This is a genomic window from Macrococcus hajekii (assembly GCF_004359505.1).
Classification (GTDB): domain Bacteria; phylum Bacillota; class Bacilli; order Staphylococcales; family Staphylococcaceae; genus Macrococcus; species Macrococcus hajekii.
The window spans coordinates 244,111-267,656 of the sequence record NZ_SCWE01000002.1 but is presented as its reverse complement, the minus strand read 5'-3'; the positions used below and the strand labels follow the sequence as shown (position 1 = coordinate 267,656).

Annotated in this window: 22 protein-coding genes and 1 riboswitch; of the genes, 18 read left to right on the top strand and 4 right to left on the bottom strand. The window is 39.6% G+C overall.

Features of this window, described 5'->3' with window-relative positions; translation table 11 throughout:
- Window positions 1-36 precede the first annotated feature (36 nt).
- The 6 genes from ERX37_RS07045 (at window position 37) to ERX37_RS07020 (ending at window position 5,742) form a co-directional block, all read left to right on the top strand.
- Window positions 37-1,416, top strand: coding sequence for an MFS transporter (locus ERX37_RS07045; protein ID WP_133429971.1), 1,380 nt, complete (start codon window positions 37-39; stop codon window positions 1,414-1,416).
- A 38-nt stretch (window positions 1,417-1,454) separates the two neighbouring features.
- The gene (locus ERX37_RS07040; RefSeq protein WP_133429970.1) at window positions 1,455-2,630 is read left to right on the top strand and encodes a M20 family metallopeptidase; all 1,176 of its coding nucleotides are present in this window, start codon (window positions 1,455-1,457) and stop codon (window positions 2,628-2,630) included.
- A 48-nt stretch (window positions 2,631-2,678) separates the two neighbouring features.
- Window positions 2,679-2,996 carry a YbbN family protein gene (locus ERX37_RS07035; protein WP_133429969.1) on the top strand — a complete coding sequence of 106 codons (318 nt, stop codon included), beginning with the start codon at window positions 2,679-2,681 and terminating at the stop codon, window positions 2,994-2,996.
- Between the two features lie 112 nt (window positions 2,997-3,108).
- Window positions 3,109-4,431, top strand: coding sequence for a hypothiocyanous acid reductase MerA (merA, locus tag ERX37_RS07030; RefSeq protein ID WP_133429968.1), 1,323 nt, complete (start codon window positions 3,109-3,111; stop codon window positions 4,429-4,431).
- Window positions 4,432-4,510: 79 nt separating this feature from the next.
- Entirely contained in the window at window positions 4,511-4,957 is a 447-nt protein-coding gene (locus tag ERX37_RS07025; protein WP_133429967.1) for a DUF2243 domain-containing protein, read from the top strand.
- The gene (locus tag ERX37_RS07020) at window positions 4,957-5,742 is read left to right on the top strand and encodes a cytochrome c oxidase assembly protein (protein WP_133429966.1); all 786 of its coding nucleotides are present in this window, start codon (window positions 4,957-4,959) and stop codon (window positions 5,740-5,742) included. The genes ERX37_RS07025 and ERX37_RS07020 overlap by 1 nt, the downstream gene beginning before the upstream one ends.
- Window positions 5,743-5,746: 4 nt before the next feature.
- Here ERX37_RS07020 and ERX37_RS07015 read toward each other — a convergent pair whose 3' ends face one another.
- Window positions 5,747-6,475 carry a metal-binding protein ZinT gene (locus tag ERX37_RS07015; protein WP_133429965.1) on the bottom strand — a complete coding sequence of 243 codons (729 nt, stop codon included), beginning with the start codon at window positions 6,473-6,475 and terminating at the stop codon, window positions 5,747-5,749.
- Window positions 6,476-6,574: 99 nt separating this feature from the next.
- Between ERX37_RS07015 and ERX37_RS07010 the strand changes: the two genes are divergently transcribed.
- Entirely contained in the window at window positions 6,575-7,054 is a 480-nt protein-coding gene (locus tag ERX37_RS07010; RefSeq protein WP_133429964.1) for a pyrimidine dimer DNA glycosylase/endonuclease V, read from the top strand.
- Here ERX37_RS07010 and ERX37_RS07005 read toward each other — a convergent pair.
- Together ERX37_RS07005 and ERX37_RS07000 are read right to left on the bottom strand one after the other, a co-directional pair.
- The gene (locus tag ERX37_RS07005) at window positions 7,051-7,437 is read right to left on the bottom strand and encodes a DUF1722 domain-containing protein (protein WP_133429963.1); all 387 of its coding nucleotides are present in this window, start codon (window positions 7,435-7,437) and stop codon (window positions 7,051-7,053) included. The genes ERX37_RS07010 and ERX37_RS07005 overlap by 4 nt on opposite strands.
- Complete coding sequence (locus tag ERX37_RS07000; protein WP_133429962.1) at window positions 7,427-8,308, bottom strand: TIGR01777 family oxidoreductase; 882 nt, start codon at window positions 8,306-8,308, stop codon at window positions 7,427-7,429. The genes ERX37_RS07005 and ERX37_RS07000 overlap by 11 nt, the downstream gene beginning before the upstream one ends.
- 122 nt (window positions 8,309-8,430) lie before the next feature.
- On the opposite strand from ERX37_RS07000, the gene ERX37_RS06995 reads away from it, so the two are divergent.
- From ERX37_RS06995 to ERX37_RS06955, 9 genes are all read left to right on the top strand, one after another.
- A complete protein-coding gene (locus tag ERX37_RS06995; protein WP_133429961.1) occupies window positions 8,431-10,164 on the top strand; it encodes a pyruvate oxidase in 1,734 nt (577 codons plus the stop codon).
- A 113-nt stretch (window positions 10,165-10,277) separates the two neighbouring features.
- Window positions 10,278-12,017, top strand: coding sequence for an ABC transporter ATP-binding protein (locus ERX37_RS06990; protein ID WP_133429960.1), 1,740 nt, complete (start codon window positions 10,278-10,280; stop codon window positions 12,015-12,017).
- Between the two features lie 269 nt (window positions 12,018-12,286).
- On the top strand, window positions 12,287-13,684 hold the full coding sequence (locus ERX37_RS06985; RefSeq protein ID WP_133429959.1) for an amino acid permease: 1,398 nt from the start codon (window positions 12,287-12,289) through the stop codon (window positions 13,682-13,684).
- Between the two features lie 99 nt (window positions 13,685-13,783).
- Window positions 13,784-13,884: riboswitch (TPP riboswitch) on the top strand.
- A 71-nt stretch (window positions 13,885-13,955) separates the two neighbouring features.
- Window positions 13,956-14,531, top strand: coding sequence for an ECF transporter S component (locus ERX37_RS06980; RefSeq protein ID WP_133429958.1), 576 nt, complete (start codon window positions 13,956-13,958; stop codon window positions 14,529-14,531).
- Window positions 14,521-15,930: an ABC transporter ATP-binding protein gene (locus ERX37_RS06975; RefSeq protein WP_133429957.1), complete on the top strand. Its 1,410-nt coding sequence runs from the start codon at window positions 14,521-14,523 to the stop codon at window positions 15,928-15,930. The genes ERX37_RS06980 and ERX37_RS06975 overlap by 11 nt, the downstream gene beginning before the upstream one ends.
- Entirely contained in the window at window positions 15,923-16,714 is a 792-nt protein-coding gene (locus tag ERX37_RS06970) for an energy-coupling factor transporter transmembrane component T family protein (RefSeq protein WP_133429956.1), read from the top strand. The genes ERX37_RS06975 and ERX37_RS06970 overlap by 8 nt, the downstream gene beginning before the upstream one ends.
- 268 nt (window positions 16,715-16,982) lie before the next feature.
- Window positions 16,983-17,552, top strand: a complete 570-nt coding sequence (gene ahpC, locus ERX37_RS06965) for an alkyl hydroperoxide reductase subunit C (RefSeq protein WP_133429955.1) — start codon at window positions 16,983-16,985, stop codon at window positions 17,550-17,552.
- Window positions 17,553-17,635: 83 nt separating this feature from the next.
- The gene (gene ahpF, locus ERX37_RS06960) at window positions 17,636-19,159 is read left to right on the top strand and encodes an alkyl hydroperoxide reductase subunit F (RefSeq protein ID WP_133429954.1); all 1,524 of its coding nucleotides are present in this window, start codon (window positions 17,636-17,638) and stop codon (window positions 19,157-19,159) included.
- Window positions 19,160-19,278: 119 nt separating this feature from the next.
- Window positions 19,279-19,812, top strand: a complete 534-nt coding sequence (locus tag ERX37_RS06955) for a hypothetical protein (protein ID WP_133429953.1) — start codon at window positions 19,279-19,281, stop codon at window positions 19,810-19,812.
- Window positions 19,813-19,842: 30 nt separating this feature from the next.
- Here ERX37_RS06955 and ERX37_RS06950 read toward each other — a convergent pair whose 3' ends face one another.
- The gene (locus ERX37_RS06950) at window positions 19,843-20,838 is read right to left on the bottom strand and encodes a D-2-hydroxyacid dehydrogenase (RefSeq protein WP_133429952.1); all 996 of its coding nucleotides are present in this window, start codon (window positions 20,836-20,838) and stop codon (window positions 19,843-19,845) included.
- An 83-nt stretch (window positions 20,839-20,921) separates the two neighbouring features.
- Between ERX37_RS06950 and ERX37_RS06945 the strand changes: the two genes are divergently transcribed.
- Both ERX37_RS06945 and ERX37_RS06940 read left to right on the top strand, forming a co-directional pair.
- The gene (locus ERX37_RS06945; protein ID WP_133429951.1) at window positions 20,922-21,512 is read left to right on the top strand and encodes a YdeI/OmpD-associated family protein; all 591 of its coding nucleotides are present in this window, start codon (window positions 20,922-20,924) and stop codon (window positions 21,510-21,512) included.
- Window positions 21,513-21,618: 106 nt separating this feature from the next.
- Window positions 21,619-23,490 (top strand): FUSC family protein, encoded by a 1,872-nt coding sequence (locus ERX37_RS06940; RefSeq protein WP_133429950.1) that lies wholly within the window; start codon window positions 21,619-21,621, stop codon window positions 23,488-23,490.
- Window positions 23,491-23,546: the final 56 nt, after the last annotated feature.

The window sequence follows — 23,546 nt, the reverse complement described above, 5'->3', positions numbered from 1 at the left end:
AGATTAATAATGAGAGGAATATTAGGTGAATAAAAAATGAATGAAACGTACAAAGGTAATAATAAACTGATTATCGGTATCGTGCTTTCAGTATTAACGTTCTGGCTATTTGCTCAGTCACTTGTTAATATCGTACCGACATTAAAAGAAAGCTTTAATACGAGCATGGGGAACGTCAACGCCGCCCTCAGCTTGACTGCCCTTTTCTGCGGTATGTTTGTTGTAGGCGCAGGTGGTATTGCTGATAAATATGGTCGTGTAAAAGTGACACAAATCGGTCTGATTTTAAGTATTATCGGTTCAGCTCTTGTAATCGCAACCAATATCCCGGCTGTACTAATGGTTGGACGTGTAATTCAAGGTTTATCTGCAGCAGCAATCATGCCTGCAACGCTAGCGATTGTTAAGGCCTATTACCATGGTGCTGATCGTCAGAGAGCTCTTAGCTTCTGGTCAATCGGTTCATGGGGTGGTTCTGGTATCTGTTCATTCTTCGGTGGAGCAGTAGCAACGTTTATGGGGTGGAAATGGATTTTCGTATTTTCAATTATTCTTTCAATTATCGCGTTCTTTTTAATTAAAGGAACACCTGAAACAAAAGCAGACGAAGAATCAAGAACACGTTTTGATGTACCGGGTTTAATGATTCTTGTTGTCTTTGTCCTTGCACTTGAACTGTTTATCACTAAAGGTGGGGAATTTGGTTATACTTCACCTATATCTCTCGGCTTAATTGCTTTAATTGTCATTTCATTTATCGTGTTCTTCTTTAGAGAACGTGTTTCTAGAAATCCGCTGATTGATTTTCATTTATTTTCTAACAAACCTTATACGGGTGCAGTCATTTCAAACTTCCTGCTGAACGCAGTAGGGGGTACATTGATTGTTGCCAATACATTTGCACAGCAAGGTTTAGGTTTTACATCTTTCCAGGCAGGTCTCTTATCACTGACTTATCTAGTGATGGTGCTTTCAATGATCCGTGTTGGTGAAAAACTGCTTCAGAAAATGGGAGCTAAAAAACCGATGATGTTAGGGTCACTGATTACATTAGTAGGTATTGCACTCATTTCACTTACATTCTTGCCATCAACAATCTACATTATCAGTTCCGTAATCGGTTACTTACTGTTCGGTCTAGGGCTGGGTATTTATGCGACACCTTCAACAGATACAGCAGTAGCTACAGCACCAGATAACAAAGCAGGGGTTGCTGCCGGTATTTATAAGATGGCTTCATCGCTTGGTAATGGTTTTGGTATGGCGATCAGTGGTGCCGTATTTGCAACGGCAGTCCTCAGCCTAGGTATGGCAAGTGGCGCAATGGTTGCATTATGGGTGAACGTCGCGATGGCACTCATTTCATTCCTGGCTATTCTTTTCCTTGTACCTAATGATGATAAAAGAGTGAAATAACGGGTATAGTAGATGTATTAATAAAGGAGATGAAGAAAATGACAACAGAATTACTCAAGGCTCTTGAACAAAAAGAAGATAAGATGATTGAGATTAGACGTCATTTACATGAAAATCCAGAACTTTCTTTCCAGGAAGAAGAAACTTCAAAATACATCGCTGATTTTTACAAAGATAAAGATGTACAAGTTGATACTAATATAGGTGAACGAGGAATCAAGGTAACGATTGACTCGGGTAAACCAGGTAAGACACTTGCCATTCGAGCAGACTTCGATGCACTGCCAATTGAAGAGGATACAGGCCTGCCTTTCGCTTCAAAAAATCCAGGTGTCATGCATGCGTGTGGTCACGATGCACATACTGCTTATATGCTCGTTCTGGCAGAAACACTTGCTGAAATGAAAGATTCATTGATAGGTAAGGTCATCGTCATTCATCAGCCAGCAGAAGAAGTTCCACCAGGTGGTGCGCAAGGTATGATTAAAGATGGTGTACTTGAAGGTGTTGATAATGTTATAGGTGTGCATGTTATGAGTACGATGGATACAGGTAAAGTATATTACAGACCTGGTTTTGTTCAGACAGGCCGTGCATTCTTCAAACTGAAAGTCAATGGGAAAGGTGGACACGGTTCATCCCCTCATATGGCGAATGACGCGATTGTCGCAGCCAGCCATTTCGTTACAGCCGTTCAGACTATTGTATCACGTCGACTAAATCCATTTGAGACAGGCGTCGTTACAATCGGTTCATTTGATGGTAAAGGCCCATTCAATGCGGTTAGTGACCATGTTACATTAGAAGGTGACGTACGTGGTCTGACTGAAGAAACGAAGCAGACTATTGAAAAAGAAGTTAAACGTTTAGTTAAAGGATTAGATGAGATGTTCGGTGTGACATGTGAGCTTGATTATAAGGACGATTATCCGGCTCTTTATAATGATCCTGAGTTTACAGAGTATGTATCGTCGACATTGAAAGATAAACTTGAAGATATCCCGGTTGAAGAGTGTGAAGCACAGCCGCCTTCAGAAGATTTTGCCTATTACGCAAAAGAACGTCCAAGTGCCTTCATCTATGTCGGTGCTGCACCGGAAGACGGAGATATCTTCCCACATCATCATCCTAAGTTCAATATTAGTGAAAAATCTTTATTAATTGCTGCTAAAGCAGTGGGTACAGTTGTACAAGATTATTTAAAAGGTGAATAAAATGAAGGCAGCGACAGAAGTCGCTGTCTCTTTTTTTGGAGGTCAATGATGAAAGAAATAAATTCGTACGATGAATTAGTGACAGTACTTAATGATGGCCATAAAAAATTAGTTTATACGATGATAACTGGATGTTCAGTCTGTCATGCAGATTATCCACGTATTGAATCATTAGTGACAGAACACTATATAGAAGGCTACTGGTTACTTGTAGACAAGATACCTGAAGTAGCTGGGCAACTTAGTCTTTTTACTTCACCCGTTGTCATTCTATTTAATAAAGATAGAGAGTATCATAGACAGGCACGTATTATTGATTTTAGTGATCTCAGTTTAAGAATCGAGCAGTTAAAACAGGAATATTGATGATATGAATCTGGCCATACTTGAGTTACAAATGGAAATCTTTGCATGACAATGAGATAATAAAGTAAAGCGCTTTCATCAGCATGAGTAACTGAGATGGGGAGGTTTATTGATGAGACAATATGATTTAATAGTGATTGGTTTTGGCAAGGCGGGTAAAACACTGGCCAAGTTTATGGCCCAGCAAGGTAATAAAGTAGCGGTGATTGAACAATCGAGAAGAATGTACGGGGGTACTTGCATTAATATCGGCTGTATTCCTTCCAAAATATTGATCCATGACAGTATGACTCATATGACTTTCAATCAGGCTGTTGCTCGTAAGGATCAAGTTACAGGTCTTCTTAATAAGAAAAACTATCATAAATTATCAGGTGAAGACAATGTAGAGGTCATTGATGCTAAAGCACAATTCAAATCTAATAAGGAGATTGAGCTTCACTTTGCAGATCATCATAAAGAAATAATTACGGCTGAATATATTCTGATTAATACCGGGGCAGTTGCGAACATTCCGTCTATTGACGGCATTAAGGAATCAAAGCATATTTATGATTCAGAAGGTATTATGCAGCTTACTGAGCAGCCGGAACATCTCGTTATTGTGGGAGGCGGTTATATTGCGCTGGAGTTTGCAGCTTCATTTGGTGGTTTTGGCACACAAGTGACAGTACTTGAGCGTGGCAGCCAGATTTTAGGACGAGAAGATGCTGAGGTTGCTGAACTCGCCATAAAAGATATGGAGGCTCAAAATGTTAAGTTCGTTCTGAATACGAATACTACAGGCTTTGAAGATAATGGTGATTCAGTGATCGTTAAAACGGATCAGGGTGACTTCGAGGCTGATGCTGTGCTGCTTGCTACAGGACGTAAGCCTCATACGGACCTTGCACTGGAAAATACAGATATCGAGCTTGGTGCGCGTGGTGAAATAAAAGTCAATGAATATCTGGAAACGACGGTACCTGGTATTTATGCAGCGGGTGATGTGACGGGCGGCCCACAGTTTACTTATATTTCGCTTGATGATTTCCGTATCATTAAAGATGGTCTGGTCGGAGAAAGAAAACGAACGACTCAAAATAGAGGGATAATCCCTTATACTGTATTTATTACCCCGGCTATATCGATTGTGGGACTGACTGCTGTACAGGCTATAGAGCAGGGCTATGAGATTATGGAAGGCAAAGTTAAAGTTTCAAGTATTACGTGTCAGACGATTGAGAATGAGGGAAGAGGTCTCTTTAAATCAGTTGTAGATAAGAAAACGAATCAAATACTAGGCGCAACGCTTTACGGTATTAAATCTGAAGAATTGATTAACTTGATCAAGTTTGCGATGGAACAGCAGACGTCTTACGAAGTATTAAGGGATGCTCTCTATACGCACCCGACTATTATTGAATCATTTAATGAATTGTTTAATGTAAAATAGAAAACAGCCGAATGGCTGTTTTTTGTGTTCATGATAAAAAAGAGGGTAGAGGTATCTAAAAGATGATGAGGAGATCAATATGAAGCAGAATGGCACATATTTGAAAGAACATAAATGGTCAGGTTTTATTTTTGGTATAGGACTTGCAGGTTTAATAGATGAAATTGTGTTTCACCAGTTTTTGCAATGGCATCATTTTTATGATCAGATGACTAGGGAGATAGGTCTCTTATCAGACGGTATTTTAAATGCCATGTGTGGATTTTTTATTATATTTGGACTATTTCTTCTCGCGGATGCCAGACGTAAATATCCGACTGACTGGCAGTTCTGGATAGGTCGCACACTGATGGGAATGGGTTCTTTTCAAGTGTATGATGGCATCATCAATCATAAAGTGCTGAGAATGCATCAGATTCGTTATGTCGATAATGTCATTACTTATGATATCGTATGGATTATTACCGGACTCCTGATGATTATAGTCGGTTATATCATGTCGAGACGTAGAGGGATGATGAAGTAATGCATGCGCATCATCAAGATGTTTTCCCTGTAATGGATATAGTGATAGTTCTTATTGTTGTTTTATTAATAGTAGCTTATCTATATGCCGCATTACGACAGACTCAAGAATGGTCATTATTTAAAATAGTGAGCTGGATAGCAGGTATGCTCTGTGGATTGGTTGTAATGGTAGGTCCCTTGGCAGAACAGATGCACCATCATTTTGTAGCACATATGTATGGTCATCTCCTGCTTGGAATGTTAGCCCCATTACTGTTAGTGCTTGCGACACCGATAACCTTACTTTTTAGAACTCTGCCAGCTCAGCAAGGCAGGCGGATATCGAAACTGCTCGGCAGTCGCTACGTCCGACTCGTAACACATCCGGTTGTAGCACTCATTTTAAATACAGGCGGTTTATGGCTTCTATATCGCACGGATTTATTTATGCTGATGCATCATTATCCAGTCCTGCATTATTTGATTCATTTCCATATATTTATGGCAGGCTACTTATTGACGTCTGTTATGCTTGAAATCGAACCAACACGTCATCCTTATTCATTTAAATATCGTTCAATTGTAATGATTGTTTCGATTGCACTTCATCAAATTCTGTCAAAATCATTCTATCCTTATCCACCTGCAGGCGTAAGTACTGAACAATCGCAGCAGGGGGCGATGGTGATGTATTACGGAGGAGATATCATTGAACTTGTTATTATTTATATGATGTGCCTCAGCTGGTACCGAGCCGTCAGACCACGCCGCAAAAAAGATGATATTCAACTGAATATCATCTGAAAAATTAGTGCGCCATAATTTCTTCAGCAATTTCATCGCCTGTCATATCACTGAAGTAATAAGTTGGCCAATGCTCCATTTCCTTAAGAAGAGCGGCACGTTCATTGCCCATATAAATATGGAAGTGCTCAGCCCGTTTTGGTGCAATACTATGGTCGCTGAACTGAATGAATTTAGGTGCTTGATTGTCTCCTGATACTTTTTTGAAGATGAAGCGAACACCACGGTTTCCTTTTTCATAGTTCAGAATCTCTTTGCCGTCGTAAATATATTTGCCGGAATATTTCTCATCACCTTTATAGAAATCAATATTCTCTTTGCCGATATTAATGCGTGAAACATCTGTCTTGTAACCCGTTGTATAGTAGTCCTTATATTCCTTGGCAGTCATAGATGGTTTTTCTTTTGCTTTATGTTCGAAAACTTTATCGAGTGTACCGTCTTTCAGGAATGGGTAGACGGATTGCCAGTCACCTTCCCAGTCCGTGAGAGCTCTGTCTTTAACTTGACTGTCTTCAAAGTAACCTTCATAGATTTTTTTATCTGCTTCTGACATGTGATGGTGATCATGACCGTGGTCGTGTTCATGCGCTTTCTCATGTTCTTTATGGCTGTGTTCTTCATGACTATGTTCCTGAGTTTTCTCGTTCTCTTTATCTGTTGCTGTATTACCGCATGCTGTCAATAGAGCAGCAAGAGAGATAACACCAAATCCTTTAGCTAATGTGTTCATATATCCTCCTATAAAACGTAATGGTTACGAATTATTATAAAGAAGGACGCAAGCACCGTCAATAGCTGTTCTTTAAATAAATGATAAGGAAGGTAAGCAATGCAAATTTTTAGAGTAGAGGCTGATCATAATATCAGTGCCAAATATTTAGATAATAGACGGCTGTCTAAGCAAGTACTGGAACTGTACCAGATTATTCGTGTCTGTTTGGCTGAGATAAAGATTATCGAAGGAAATACTCGTTATCTCCATCATCCTATTGTCAAACACGCCTATAATAATGGCTCGCCATTTATAATGGATCTCTATCAGATGTTGATTGCAATGGACGAAGAACATCAGAGAAGAGGGGGCAAACGCTCAGCTGCTTTTAAATCAGATCTCGAGCAGCTTGCCGAGACCATTACTTTAAACCAGCATTTATTCTCACATGAATCGTTACCGCCTTTTTTTGTTTATGGTGACGTGAAATTAACGGGTGACAAAGTTTACGCTGCTTATAAGGAATTACTGCATGAAAAATGGCTGAATGATACTATCAGTCCACGTTGCGGATGGCAGCAGAAAAGCCCTTCTTAATGAAGAGGGGCTTTTAACAGGCTGCTATCTTTTAAGTACTGGATCTCATATTGGATGGCAAGCTGAGAAAGTTCGGTAATAAGAGCATCGTTGGAACTAGGCAGTGCATCTATTAAGTTCAAGATATGTTTTTTTTCTTCTTCAGTCGCTTTTTTCTTGAAGTATCCCCAGATGTGCTGGAATGTATTGACCATAGAACCATGAGTCGGTTCTATAGAATAAGCTTCAGCAATTTCTCTGTTCAATCTATCAATATCAGCCAACTGGTTTTTCATCAGTTGGCGTATAGAATTATAGTGCTGCTGGCTGTAATACATCACTTTATATTTCTCTTCGCGCCACCGTTTCTCTACCGCTTTTTTCTGTTCTTTACTATTGTCCATATAAATTCACCAGAGCTTTATCAATCGTAGGATATGTGAAGTCATAGCCTGCTTCCTGCAGTTTCTTAGGGAGAACACGCTGACCATCAGTGACCATAATGGATTGTTCACCTAGCACTACATCAAGGACAGTATCAGGTACCGGTATCATATGCGGCTTATGAAGGGTGGCCGCAATGGCCTTTCCGACTTCTTCTTGTGTCGCAGGATTGGGAGCAGTGATATTATAGACACCTGTCAGCTGGTGATGGTAAATATAGAGTAAGGCATGAATAAGGTCATCGATATGAATCCATGAATAGACTTGCTGTCCATCACCAATGTTGCCTCCGATATAAAACTGGTAAGGTTTAATCATCAGCGGTAAAGCACCGCCTTTGTCAGAGAAAATGACACCAAATCTGCAATAGGCTGTCTGTACACCTGTATCTTCTATTTTTTGAGCTTCTTGTTCCCATAAGGAGACTGTTTCTGATAAGAAATCAAAAGGTTTGAAAGTATCTTTCTCCGTGTAAGTCAGATGTTTTGCCGGTGGATAGTAACCGACAGCACTTGCTGTAATCAGGAAAGGTTTTGTTTGTTGTCGATCGATAATCGCTTTTAATTTACGCGTTGATTCAATACGACTGCCGGCGATAGCTTTTTTATGTTCAGATGTCCACCTTTGACTAAGGCTGGCACCGGCTAGATTAATGACTAAATCAATATCGGGTATACGATTGATATCGTCCCAGTTGATATATTTTATACGAGCAGTATCGGCCTTAGCTGAGCGTGTCATAATGTAAAACTCATAAGGCATTTCGTCTGTCAGTTCAATAAACCGTGAACCGACAAGTCCTGTACCACCGGTCAATAAGATTTTTTTCATTGTAATACCTCCCTATACTATTGATTTAACCTTCATATACCCTGTCCGGCAGTTGTAAATGTGATTAGTGATAAAAAAATACGGGTATATGGAAAAGTGAGCAGATTACTGGAGGTAATGACATGGGTAAAATTAAAGCAAATCTGGCATTAGTAAAAGCATTGAAAAACTGGGGCATTGATCATGTGTATGGTATTCCGGGTGATTCCATTGACTCAGTAGTAGATGCACTAAAACAGGAAGAAGAGAACATTAAATTTTATAACGTTCGTCATGAAGAAGTGGCGACACTTGCTGCGGCAAGCTATACAAAATTGACAGGTAAAATAGCAGTTTCACTTGGTATCGGTGGTCCAGGTGCCGTTCACTTACTGAACGGGATGTATGATGCAAAAATGGACAATGTACCGACACTCGTTTTATGTGGACATACAAATACTGATCAAATTGGTTCAGGTTATTTCCAGGAAGTAGATATTTCGACTATGTTCCAAGGGGTTGCTGTATTCAACCAGATCATTACAGATCCAGCTCGTATCTTTGATACGGTCAATGAAGCGATTAAGACCGCATATGATGAACAAGGTGTCGCTGTTCTGACTATTCCTGGTGATATTCTTAAAACAGAGATTGAAGACCATACATTGGATAAACCTTATGTATATGAAAGACCTCACTTTGCAGCACCTGATGATAAAATTAAACAGGCGGCTGAACTGATTGAAAAGAGTGAAAACCCAGTTGTGTTAGCAGGTGTAGGTACAAAAGGTGCTAAAGATGAAGTCATTGATTTTATTGAACATATTCAGGCACCTACTATGATTACTTTACCAGGTAAAGGTATAGTACCGGATACACATCCACAGTCTCTCGGTAATATCGGTAAAATTGGAACTAAGCCGGCATTTGAAGCGATGAAAGAAGCTGACTTACTTATTCTGTTAGGCACTAACTATCCTTACGTCGATTACTTGCCTGATGAGAATGTACCTTGTATTCAGCTTGATTTAAATCCTAAAAATATCGGTAAACGTTACGATGTGGATGTGCCACTCATCGGTCACGCTAAAGATATATTACCTGAATTGACGCATGCATGTGAGCCAGTCACAACACGTCCGTTCCTTCAGGCTTGTCAGGAAAATATGGAAAACTGGAATAAATGGTTGGAAGAAGATAGAGCGAAAGATAGTAGGCCTATCCGTCCAGAACGTGTAATGGCGGAAATAGAAAAAGTTGCTGATCAAGATGCGACATTCTCTATCGATGTCGGTACTTCTACAGTATGGAGTACACGTTATTTAAGACTTAACCATCAGAATAAATTTATTACATCAGCTTGGCTCGGTACAATGGGTTGTGCATTACCAGGAGCTATCGCGAGTAAAATTGCTTTTCCAGAACGAGAAGCTTTTGCGATCTCAGGAGACGGCGGCTTCTCAATGGTAATGCAGGATTTTGTTACAGCTGTCTATTACAACCTGCCGATGATTGTAGTCGTTCTTAACAATCAGCAGCTGTCATTTATTAAATATGAGCAGCAGGCTGCAGGTGAACTGGAGTATGCGATTGACCTGGCAGATATTGACTATGCAAAATTCGCTGAGAGCTGTGGTGGGGTAGGATTTAATGTCACTCATCCTGATGAAATAGCGCCTGCACTTGCTCAAGCAAAAGCTGCTAATAAACCAGCGATTGTTAATATCTACGTAGATCAAGACGCTGCACCGTTACCTGGACAGATTGTTTTCGATGAAATGCTTGGCTATGCAAAATTCGAAATCCGTTCTTTAATTGAAGAAGGCAAACTTGAAAAAATGCCGCCGCTTAAAACATTGATTAGACGTGTGCTTTAAACATTCATACACCAGAATTTTTCTGGTGTATTTTTTATTGACAATAGTTAGGTACCTATTCATAATGGAAAAAATATGAAGATAGGTGCTTCACTATATAAGGAGAGCAATAAATGACAGAACAAGAAAAAAGTAATTTTAAAGTAAAGGATTTTATGGCGCTGGTGAATAGCGTCAATCCTAAGAAAGCGATTTTTGCCCTTGGAATGCTGCTCAGCCTCATGACTAGTGGCGCAAGTCTGATAGTGCCGCAACTAACCAAAAATTTAGTGGATTCGAGTCAACTGATGAGCCTTAACAAGCGTATGTTGTTTATTTTGGCCTTTGCCTTTATAGCACAGCTCGTATTTGGTGCAGTAGGCAGTTATTTGCTCCGTTTTGTCGGAGAAAGCACCATCAGATCCCTTCGTGAAAAGCTCTGGGATCATCTCTTGGCACTCCCGATCACTTATTATGACAACCATAAATCAGGAGAAACCAGTTCGAGACTGGTCAATGATACGACCGTGATTAAAGAATTGATGACATCACACTTTCCGAATTTCATTACCGGCGGCATACAGCTGATAGGTTCACTCATCATTCTGTTTGTGATGGACTGGAAGATGGCATCTCTTATGTTCCTTGCTGTCCCGGTTATTGCGTTGATCATGATACCTATCGGACGAATGATGTCTAAAATCGGCCGGGAATTGCAGACAGCGACAGCAAATTTCAATGCAGATGCCAGTGAAAAATTATCTGAGATCAGACTGATTAAATCTAGTAATGGAGAGGCGCATGAAAAAGTATCGGGACGTAGATTGATTGAAAAAATCTTCAAATTAGGCATTAAAGATGCCAAAGTAGAAGCTGTATTGCAGCCTATCATGATGACTGCAATGCTCGGACTGTTTGTCGTAGTTCTTGGTTATGGAGCAGTACGTGTACAGTCAGGCACGCTGACAAGTGGTCAGTTTGTTGCTTTTCTACTTTATTTATTCAACATCATGATGCCTGTAGGAAGCTTTGCTACTTTCTTCTCACAATTACAAAAAGCGATGGGTGCGACGGAACGGATTGTTCAGTTGCTTGAATTACCGGTTGAAGCGGCTGCACTTAGTCAGACTATAGACGTCACAGGTCAGCCTATTAAAATGGAGAATGTGAGTTTCCATTATGTTGAGAATCGTCCTATCCTGAAAAATATCTCATTTGAGGCACAGCAGAATTCAGTGATTGCATTTGTAGGACCGAGTGGTGGTGGTAAATCAACTGTTTTTGCCTTGCTCGAACGATTTTATGAACCTAATTCCGGCCATATTAAAATTGGAAATACATCTATCAGTGATATAGATTTATCAAACTGGCGTCAGCAAATTGGTTTTGTCTCACAGGACAGTGCTGTATTTGCGGGAACAATTCGAGAAAATCTGCAATACGGATTGACGTATGAGTTATCTGATGAAGAACTTTGGCAAGGTTTATCACTTGCCTATGCTGAACAGTTCGTCAAAGCATTTCCTGAGCAGCTTGAAACTGAGATTGGTGAGAGAGGCGTTAAATTATCAGGAGGACAGAAGCAGCGCATTGCGATAGCACGAGCGTTCTTGCGCAACCCGAAAATATTGATGCTTGATGAAGCAACTGCGAGTCTTGATTCTCAGTCAGAAGAACAAGTACAACGCGCATTAAATCAACTGATGAAGGAACGGACAACTTTAGTGATTGCTCACCGTCTATCGACCATTGTAGATGCTGATTGTATTTACTTTATTGACAAAGGACAGGTTACTGGGTCAGGCAATCATCAGACCTTGCTTAAAACCCATGCTTTATATTCACAATATGTACAGGAACAAGTTGTGCGCTAATAATAGTGAAAGAGCACTGAAGGGTGCTCTTTTTTATATTATAATCTATAAGTGTGTTATATAGCAGGAAGAAACAAGAAAATAACTATTCTAATAGCATATAAATAGCCTGAATAGGGTTAAAATGTTCTATTATAGAGTAATTTTATTATTTAATACTTTAATGCTTAAACGCTTTCAATTTATGATTTACTTAATCAAAAAAAACTGTATAATAACAGTATATATTAAATATATGTTTAGACATATTTAAAAAAAGGAGAAAAAAGATGGAAGACAATCAATTACACAGAGGACTGAGTTCTCGTCAAGTTCAGATGATTGCATTAGGTGGTACTATTGGTGTGGGTTTATTTATGGGTGCATCAAGTGTAATCAAATGGGCAGGTCCGTCAGCGCTCCTCGCATATTTAGTAGCAGGTATTTTCTTATTCTTTATTATGCGTGCGATGGGCGAAATGGTTTACCTTTATCCAACAACAGGATCATTTGCAGAATATGCAAGTGACTACATTCACCCGGTAGCAGGTTATGCTACAGCCTGGAGTAATATATTCCAGTGGGTAGTCGTTGGGATGAGTGAAGTTATCGCAGTAGGTCAGTATATGCAGTATTGGTGGCCGGATCTACCAACTTGGATACCAGGTTTAATCGTTGTTGTTACATTAGCTGTAGCCAACTTAGCATCTGTTAAAGCATTTGGTGAATTTGAATTCTGGTTTGCGATGATTAAAGTTGTAACAATCATCTTAATGATTATCGCAGGTTTTGGTGTTATTTTATTCGGTTTCGGTAATGGTGGAAATCCGATTGGTTTTGGTAATTTAACAGCACACGGTGGTTTCTTCCCGAATGGTTTGACAGGTTTCTTATTTGCACTTTCGATTGTAGTCGGTGCTTATCAAGGGGTTGAATTAATCGGTATCACAGCAGGTGAAACAAAGGATCCTCAGACAAATATCAGAAAAGCTGTTAACAGTATTGTATGGCGTATTCTGATTTTCTACATCGGTGCTATATTTGTAATCGTTACTGTATATCCATGGGATCAATTAGGTACAATTGGTAGTCCATTCGTAGCAACATTTGCGAAGATTGGTATTACTGCAGCAGCAGGACTGATTAACTTTGTAGTTGTAACAGCAGCAATGTCTGGTTGTAACGCAGGTATCTTCAGTTCAAGTCGTATGGTCTTCACATTAGCGAATGAAGGGAAAATGCCTCGTATTTTCGCTAAAGTAATGAAAACAGGCGTTCCATTCTACGCAGTACTTGCTATTTCAGTAGGTATTTTCCTAGGGGTTGTTTTAAATGTAGCATTACCGGGTGCAGATAAGATTTTCGTATATGTATACAGTGCGTCTATCTTACCGGGTATGGTACCTTGGTTCATGATTCTAATCAGTCATATGCAGTTCAGAAAAAAATCACCTGAACTTATAGCAACACATCCCTTCAAAATGCCTGGAGCACCAGTGACTAACTGGTTGACAATCGGTTTCCTTGTTCTAGTTCTGGTTTTCATGTTAATTAATCCAGATACACGTATTTCGGTTATCATTGGATTTGTATTCCTCGCTATTGTAACGGCAATGTACTTTATGCTAGGTTATGATAAAAAGGATAAAGCTAGAGGTAAAAGAGAAAGAACGGTTTACCACGATTAATTATTAAAAGCGATGCTGAGGCATCGTTTTTTTAATTTCCTGAGAAATAGAGTTGACATCTTATTCTTTCAAGTATAGAGTTTAAGTACAAATAAATAAAAGAAACACTAGGGGTGTTTTATATAACTGAGACGAGTTGACTCGAACCCTTTGAACCTGATCTAGTTGATGCTAGCGGAGGAAAGTGTATAGATAACAGACTTTCTATGTCTTTTTTGACGCGCAATCATCTCGTGATGGTTGCGTGTTTTTTGTTAAGGAGGAAATAGAAATGAGAAAAGGTTTAACGTTATCAGATATTTTAGTGACAGTTTTAGTTTCGGTGATTTTTGGGTTTATCTACAACTTATGGTGGTTACCATATGAAGTAGTAAAACCACTAGGCCTACATTTCGATCAATTGGCTTACGGCATGTGGTTTGCAGCAGCAGTCGTTGCTTATCTGATTGTACCTAAGTTTGGTGTTGCCTTACTTGCTGAGTTTGCTGCTGGTGCAGGTGAAACGATTGTCATGGGTAAATTTGACATCCCTACTTTAATTTACGCATTACTTCAAGGTTTAGCATGCGAACTTGTATTTATGGCATTCAGATACAAATCTCGTAGTGTAATGGTCTGTATGCTGGCAGGTGTCGCAGCTGCTTTGATCAGTTTACCTATTGATTATTACTATGGTTACATGAAAGAAGTGGCCACGTGGAATTTAATCATTTTTATTTTATTCCGTGTCATCAGTGGAGCTGTACTGGCAGGCATTCTACCATACATCCTCGTTAAAGCACTGGATAAGACGGGTGTGACTAAACTATTCCGTTCAGCTTCGCAGGAAGATTATGATGCACTCTGATTCAATTCGAGTTACAAACTTGCGACTTAAATATCCAGGAGGTCAGAATAAAATTTTTGATCAACTGGATATCGAAATAAAAGATAAAGAAAAAGTACTGCTACTTGGACCTTCAGGCTGTGGGAAAAGTACATTATTGAATGTTTTAGCAGGCATCGTACCTGATTTGATTGAATTACCGATGAAGTATGATGAGTTACAGATAGATACTGATGCTGCAGTAATCTTTCAAGATCCTGATAGTCAGTTCTGTATGCCGAAAGTTTATGAAGAACTGGCTTTTATCCTGGAGAATCAGCAAGTCCCACGAAATGAAATGAAACCACAAATTGAGCGGGTCCTCCGATTGGTTGGACTTGAAATTGACGAAGATCAGACTATTAATCAGTTAAGTGGGGGCATGAAACAGAAACTTGCCATAGCGGGGACACTACTACAAAATGCTCATACTCTCTTTCTCGATGAACCTTCAGCTATGCTGGATACCGAAGCGACCGAGCATCTGTGGGAACTTCTGATTCAGCTCTGGCATGATCAGACAGTTGTTATTGTTGAACATAAAGTAGAGCATATCTGGCAACATGTTGATCGCGTCATTGTAATGAATGAGCGAGGAGAGATTATTCAGCAGGGTAATCCGGTCTATATATTGGAGCATTATGAAAATCTTCTTAGTGAATACGGTGTTTGGCATCCAAGAGCTTGGCAGCATGCACCAGAACCGTTGCAATATACGTCACAATCATCGCCATTATTTAAGTGTGAACAAGGCGCCGTTATACGAGGGAACCGTAAACTTTATGAAGTGGGCTGTCTTGAAGTAGGGTTAGGTGAATGGATAGTGGTTACGGGTAACAATGGTACAGGAAAAACGACACTGCTGGAATCAATGCTTCAGATGGTGCCTTATAAAGGGACCATGACTTATAACGATCAGAAGTTAAGAAAAGTGAAAGATGCGGCACGATACTTTTATCTGGTCTATCAAAATCCAGAATTACAATTTATACAGAACAGCGTGTATGATGAAATATACATCAACTACTTTCATCAGGATAAAACGACAGCAATAGAAAAGACGGAGCATATGCTACAATTGCTCCAGCTCAGACATGTGTCCAAACAACATCCATTTGAGCTGTCGATGGGACAGAAGCGGCGTTTAAGTGTAGCGACTGCCCTTAGTTCACCGGCTGATATGATTTTACTTGATGAGCCTACTTTTGGACTTGATAGTCAGAATACATTTCAGCTGCTCGAACTATTCAAAGCACGTGTCAGACAGGGGCAGACCCTGGTGATGGTGACCCATGATTCGCATATCGTCGAACGTTATCCATCAAGAAGACTTCATGTTGAATCAGGACGTCTGACAGAAGTAGGTGTTCATCATGTATGAGAAATGGAAGACGCGTACCACATTTATGGATCATGTTAATATTCTGACGAAGATGATTGTAGGTGTACTACTCTTTTTCTTTGTTATTTTCATTCATCGTTTTGATGTCATGTTATATATGGCTATCATGATGTTTTTGTTTATGCTGATTTTTTCAGGAACAGAAATAAAAGTAGTTCTAACCTTATTTTCGATTATTGCGCTATTCAGTGTGACTTCCTCTCTCTTTATGATTTTTTATGGAGATGGTATACATACACTTTTCAAATGGGGTATTATCCATATCACCACTGAAAGTCTGTTTCGCGGCCTGCATCTCTCTTTGCGGACGATAATGGTCAGTGCTCTAGGTCTGACCATCGCCTTTACAACGCAAGTAGTCATGATCTTCTACAGTTTAATGCAACATTTAAAAGTGAAGCCTAAATATGCTTATGCATTTATGGCGGCGATTCGAATGGTGCCATTAATGATTGAATCATTTTTTCAGCTGAGAAATTCACTCAAGATGCGCTATGAGATGATTGATTCCAGTCAGTATAGAGGATTTAAACGCATCAAGCATTTATTAATTCCATTGATGAGTCAGAACATTCGAAAAGCACATCGATTAGCAGTTGCTATGGAGAAAAAAGGCTTTAAAGAAGGACCGAGAACGTATTATTACTATGTACCATTCAGCTTTTATGATCTTATCTTTTTAGCTGTTATTGCAATACTTGTTTTTTCAGCGTTTCTGATGGCTGATTACTGGCCGGTTACAGCACTTAATGATGTAAGGTAAAAAGTCTGTCCATTTGGATTGACTTTTTTCTTTTGAAACTATAACACTTAAGAGTATATTAATATTCGAATGAGAAAATAGATATTTGATTGATAATCATATAGGGCTTGAAAAAGTGATATTAATCACGAAGATAACAATAATTCTTTCACATTTGAGCCAAGCTTTTGTGGTTGACTTCAAATATCAAACATGTAACAATAAGAGGGTATCAGATTATAATAATTATAATCTAAATCTAATAACTATCTCTTGGAGGGAACTATTCATGTCATTAATCAATAAAGAAATCTTACCATTCACAGCAAATGCATATAATCCAAAAGAAGACAAATTCATTGAAGTATCTAACGAATCAATGAAAGGTGATTGGAGCATTCTCTGCTTCTACCCAGCTGACTTTACATTCGTATGTCCAACTGAATTAGAAGATTTACAAGATCAATATGAAACTTTACAAGGCTTAGGCGTTAACGTTTATTCTGTTTCATGTGATACTCATTTCACTCATAAAGCATGGCATGATCACTCAGATGCAATCTCTAAAATTCAATATACAATGATTGGTGACCCATCTCACACAATCGCACGTAACTTCGATGTATTAGAAGAATCAGAAGGTCTTGCACAACGTGCGACATTCTTAATTGATCCAGATGGTGTTGTTCAAACAATGGAAATCAATAACGATGGTATCGGTCGTGAAGCAAGTGTACTTGTTGATAAAGTGAAAGCGGCTCAATATGTACGTTCACATGATGGTGAAGTATGTCCTGCAAAATGGAAAGAAGGATCAGAAACATTAACACCTGGTTTAGACTTAGTAGGTAAAATCTAATTTACAAGTGCTAAATAAATAGTTACAAAATGCCACAGCGTTGTTTAAAGCGTTGTGGCATCTCAATGAAGGAGGAAGAAATTATGTTGAATGATACTTTAAAAAAGCAATTAGGTCAGTACTTACAACTGTTAGAAGGTGATGTCGTTATCACTGCAAGTACAGACGATGATAAAGCTTCAAAAGATATGATGGAATTATTAAATGAAGTAGAAGAAATGTCATCTCACATCATTTTAAAAGAAGCTTCATTAAAACGTACACCAAGTTTTACATTATCACGTCCTGAGGAAGAGGCGAGAATTACGTTTGCGGGTGTTCCTCTTGGTCATGAGTTCACATCATTTGTGCTTGCACTTCTCCAGGTGAGTGGACGTGCGCCAAAAGAAGAACAATCTACACTTGATCAAATTAGTAAACTTGACCAACCTTTACATTTTGAGACTTATATCAGTCTGACATGTACGAAATGTCCTGATGTTGTGCAGGCACTCAACTTAATGTCAGTGGTTAATCCGAATATTACGCACACAATGATAGATGGTGCCGTATTCCGTGAAGAATCAAAGGATATTATGGCTGTGCCAACTATTATGCTGAATGGTGAAGAGTTCGGCAGCGGTCGTATGACAGTCGATGAAATCGTTGCGCAAGTCGGCGGCGGTCTTGATACAGAAGAATTAAATGCCAAAGAAGAATTCGAAGTACTTGTTATCGGTGGTGGGCCTGCAAGTGCAGCAGCAGCGATATATGCAGCGCGGAAAGGCTTACGTACGGGTATGGTCGCTGAACGTATTGGCGGACAGGTGAACGATACAGCAGCAATTGAGAACTTGATCGGTATTAAGGAAACAACAGGACCTGCACTATCTCAAAATCTTGCTGAACATATCCGTGACTACGAGATTGACGTTATGACAGCAGTCCGTGTATCTGATGTCAACAAAGTCAATGATATCGTTGAAGTTGAACTGGAAAATGGTGCAAAACTGACATCTAAAACATTAATTATCGGTACAGGTGCTAAATGGCGTAATATGAATGTACCTGGTGAAGAAGAGTATAAAAATAAAGGTGTCGCATACTGTCCACACTGTGACGGTCCTCTCTTTGAAGGTAAACGTGTCGCTGTAGTCGGCGGCGGTAACTCAGGTGTCGAAGCAGCAATTGATTTAGCGGGTATCACTGAGCATGTCACATTGCTTGAATTCGGTGAGTCATTAAGAGCCGATGCAGTACTGCAGGAACGTCTTGCATCACTGCCTAACTCAGAAATCATTACACAAGCAGCAACTAAAGAGTTAACAGGTACAGATAAATTAAATAAACTGACATATACAGAGCGTCACACAGGCGAAGAAAAATCAATTGATTTAGAAGGCGTATTTGTACAGATTGGTTTAGTACCAAATACTGAGTTTGTGGGAGATAAAGTCGCACGTAATGAACGCGGCGAAATTATCGTAGACCGTAACGGTGCAACTAATGTACCAGGCATCTTTGCAGCAGGTGACTGTACAGATCAGACATTCAAACAAATCATCATCTCAATGGGTTCAGGTGCAACAGCGGCGCTTAGTGCATTTGACTACTTAATTCGTCATTAATAAAAAGTCTCTATTTCCGAGGGAATAGAGACTTTTATTTGTCATGATGTGCAATTCTTGTCTTTTCTACGTATAATAAGCGTGAAAATAATATTTGAACATTATTAGGAGGATACTTCATGTTACTATTACAATTTTTGCAGAGTGAACTGATTGTAGATGTTGGTTTATTTGAAAATGAAGAACAAATTAAGAATTGGTTGAAGTCATTACCAGTGACAGTTGAAGATGATACTTATTATCTGGAAGGCGAACAATTAAGTGGTTATACTGAAGTTAACTTTGAAAGTAGTCGTTATCCACTTACACGCTATAGTTTTGATAGTACAGAGTCTATTCTGATTAACTGGTTTGAAGTGCCTATTATTCCTCAGATAAATGGCATGGTTGAAGGTGCTACAAAGGTAGACGCTTATATGGTTGAAAATAGCGAAGTAAAATCATATATCGAGACAAGAGATGAAGCTGCAGCAGCGATTACTGATTATTATACGAAGCAAGGAAAGCAAGTCGTAAGAGCAGGATTAAATTCTGAAGACGGTGAATATCTGCTTGTCGATGGTGCGATTCTTACACACCTTGATTCAATGTTTATAGATGACTGGGCGAACAGTGAGTCTGTAGAAGCATTTATTAAGCAAATAGAAGAATAAGAAAAAGCCGATCTTAATCGATCGGCTTTTTTAGTTGACTCTATTATCACATGTACCTGTGTTGATGACTTGTAGAACTGAGTCCAGGCCACCTTCAACAAGATTCTGGACAGCGACATCGGTGAAGAAAGCGATATGAGGCGTGATAATAATTTTGTCATGTCGGATGAGTTCCTTAAGCATCTCATCTTGAATCACTTCTTTGCGGAAATCATTTTTGAAATAATCGCCCTCATTTTCATAAGTATCGAGTGCTGCTCCTGCGAGATGCCCTTGATTAACAGCAGCTAATAATGCGTGAGTATTAACAATTCCTCCACGCGCGGCGTTGATAAAGAGGGACCCCTTCTTAAACTGAGTGAATAGTTTTTCATTGAATAGATGATGATTTTCAGCAGTCAGTGGAATATGAACGGAAACAATATCAGCTGTTTGGACTGCTTCTTCAAGTGAATCTTTGTACTCTACAAAGCGGGTCAGTTCTTCATTCTGGACAGGATCATAGGCGATAACTTTGCTGCCGAAGCCATTAAAAATCCTTGCTGTATGTTGTCCGATACGGCCGGCACCAATTACTGCGACTGTCAGATCTTTAATGCTGCGTGACATAAGAGCGGGATTCCATCTGAAATCATAATTTTGAATATTTTTTTCAATCTGAGCTGTTTTTCTGACTAGCTGTAGTGCAGTAGTGACAGCAAATTCAGCGATGGAGTTTGGGGAGTAACTTGGAACATTGGAGATAATGAGATGGTGTTTATTAGCCAGCTTAAGGTCGAACATATCAAATCCGGCACTTCGCTGGGCGATCTGTCTGATACCCAGTTTTTCCAGGGCAGGATAGATGGCTGGATCAATGGGGGTAGTCTGTGAAGTGGATATTCCCTGATAATTCTTCAATCGTTCAAGGTGATTCAAGTTCAGTGTTTCTGTCGAAAGTGTTAAGTCAATATTATGACGAACCGCCCATTCATTTGCAGCTGTTCTTTCTTCTTCTCTTGTATTGAACATTATAATCTTAGTCATCAGAATAACCTCGCTTTCAAGTGTAGCATTCAGTATAATATAGTGTGAATATTAAGACAATAATATAAAACAGGAGAATATAGATGGCGGAAAAGACCCATATCAAAGTTGATGCCTTCATAGATCAGGTCCGAACATGGCAAGAAGAATATAAAGCGCTGAGGTCGATCATTCTACAGACTGAGCTTGATGAAGATTTTAAATGGATGCATCCCTGCTACACGCTGAATGGTAAAAATGTCGTGTTGATTCATTCTTTTAAAGATTATATCGCTTTGTTGTTTCATAAAGGTGCCTTGCTGGTAGACGATCAGCAGCAATTAGTCCGGCAGACTGAAAATGTTCAAGCGGCCAGACAACTGCGTTTTAAGGATATTGAAGATATTCATACTAGAACTGCTTTAATTCATGCTTATATCAAAGGTGCTATTGAAGTAGAGAAGTCGGGAAAAAGAGTTGTAAAGAAAAAGCATGATGATTATGAAATACCGGAAGAGCTGCAGGTGAAATTTAATGAGGTAGAAGGTCTGGAAGATGCATTTACAGCACTGACACCTGGCAGGCAGCGTGCTTATCTTCTTCATATTGGGCAGGCCAAACAGAGCAAAACGAGAACTGCACGAGTTGAGAAGTATATAGACGCGATTTTGCAGGGTAAAGGGATGAATGATTAAAGCAATAGAGTTGAAAAAAGATGGATACAGGTCTATGCTTAATAGTAAAAGATAGAAGCCTCACAAATTTATTTGTGTGGCTTTTTTGTGGGAAGGTGGAAGTATCATGAAAGCTTATTATCAATCATTACTGATGATAGATGCAGCCAAAATCGATGTCCCCAAAGGCATCAGACAAGGGCTGCTTATTTTTATGGCTTTATTTATCTTCTATATTTTTGGAGACTTACAATCAGGATTGCTTGTATCAATGGGGACGCTCGCACATATCTATCTATTTGGTGGTCCACTTGCTGCTAAAATCAGGACGTCATTACTAGTCAGTGCAACCTTGGCACTAGCGATGATAATGGGTTCTTTAACGGGTCACCACGCTTTGCTGTATGCAATTTTACTAATCGGGTTTTCAGTTATTCCTTTTTATGTCTTCACAGCACTAGGGGTAAAGGGACCGTCTTCCACATTCTTTATAGTTGCGTTTGGACTTGCTTCTTATATGCCGTTTCACCCTGAGGCTGCTCTATGGAGAGGGGCACTTGTTATGCTGGGCGGCTTATTGTGTGTGATACTGGTTTATCTGGAGGCACTGCTATTTAAAAATAGAACACAGCAGCAGGCCGTCATCGACGACTTCAGAACTTTGATAAGATTATCTACTGCTTTTGATGATTCAGAAGCATTTAAAAAGCAGAGCCATCTAGCACTGCAGACGTTCACAGCCAGTACAGGTACGTTAAAAAGTGCAGATGTAGGACTCAAATTCAATCAATCCCATTATGAGAGAAGACTTCTTCTCCATGAGATGGCACAAGTCATCTTTGCAGAATTACTCGAACTTCATGCACGAGGTCATCAACATTTGCCGAAGTCATTTATAGAGATGCTGCACTATATCAGCAGTAACATTGAAGGACAGAAACAAGCGCCATGGCACGCAGCAGTAGATGCAGATGAGCGCTACGAATCCCTTTTTGCTGCTCTATTCAGAACAGAAGAATTTCTTAATGCACCACCAGAACAAGTCTCATATAAAATGCGTTCACGTGGCACCAGCTATTTTAAACGGTTAATTGAGAATTTAACGCCAGAGTCTATGGTATTTGTCATGACGATTAAATATGCCGTGATTATGACAACAGCTATTACTATTGCGCTCTTATTCCATATTGAACGTCCTTACTGGGTCGCGTTATCCACACATACCGTTATGCTGGGTATTCATACAGTATCTAGTATGCAGCGGGCAGGAGCGCGGGTAATTGGTACTTTAATCGGTCTTGCAATTATGTTACTCGTCATTCCATTAGAACCGAGTCCTCTCGTTATACTCATTGTTATTGCACTGACAGGGGGCATTACAGAGATGATTGTGGCCTCTAATTATTCACTCGCCATGATATTTATAACGATTCAAGTCTTGCTGATGTCATCAGTAGCAGCGGGGCACCTCTCACAAAGTTTTGCATATTTAAGGATTACTGACGTTATGCTCGGTGTAGTCATCGCTGTAATCGGCACATTGATTTTAGGACGTGTGACGGCAAGTTCCCGCCTGCCTGGTATGTTAGCGGCCCTTGTTCGTCAGGAAGCGGTAGCGTTCCATGATCTTTTCACGATGACTGATGATGCGTATTTAAAAGAACGGTCATTTCCACTTAATCAGCAGATTTTCAACAGTCGTCTCACCTATACACAGGCATCTGGAGAGCTTTCAGCAGATCAAAACAAGATTGCTGCTTACTATCCAGTCATCACCTTACTAGAACAGATTAGTTTTACGCTAAATCGTCTGAAAGAAGAACCGCTTGAACCGCTTGACCAGGAGATACTGAGCGATTATATGCTGGCCTTCAGCCATATAGCGAAACAGATAGAGTATCAGCAGTCACTGGATATTATAGAGCTGCCATCCTTACCGCAAGCTGACTATTTAAGAGGAATGCTGGATGAACTGCAGGAATATTGTATGAGATATTAAGTTGTTTCTTAGGAAACAGCTTTATTTTTTTATGCAATCCATTATAATAAAAGAGA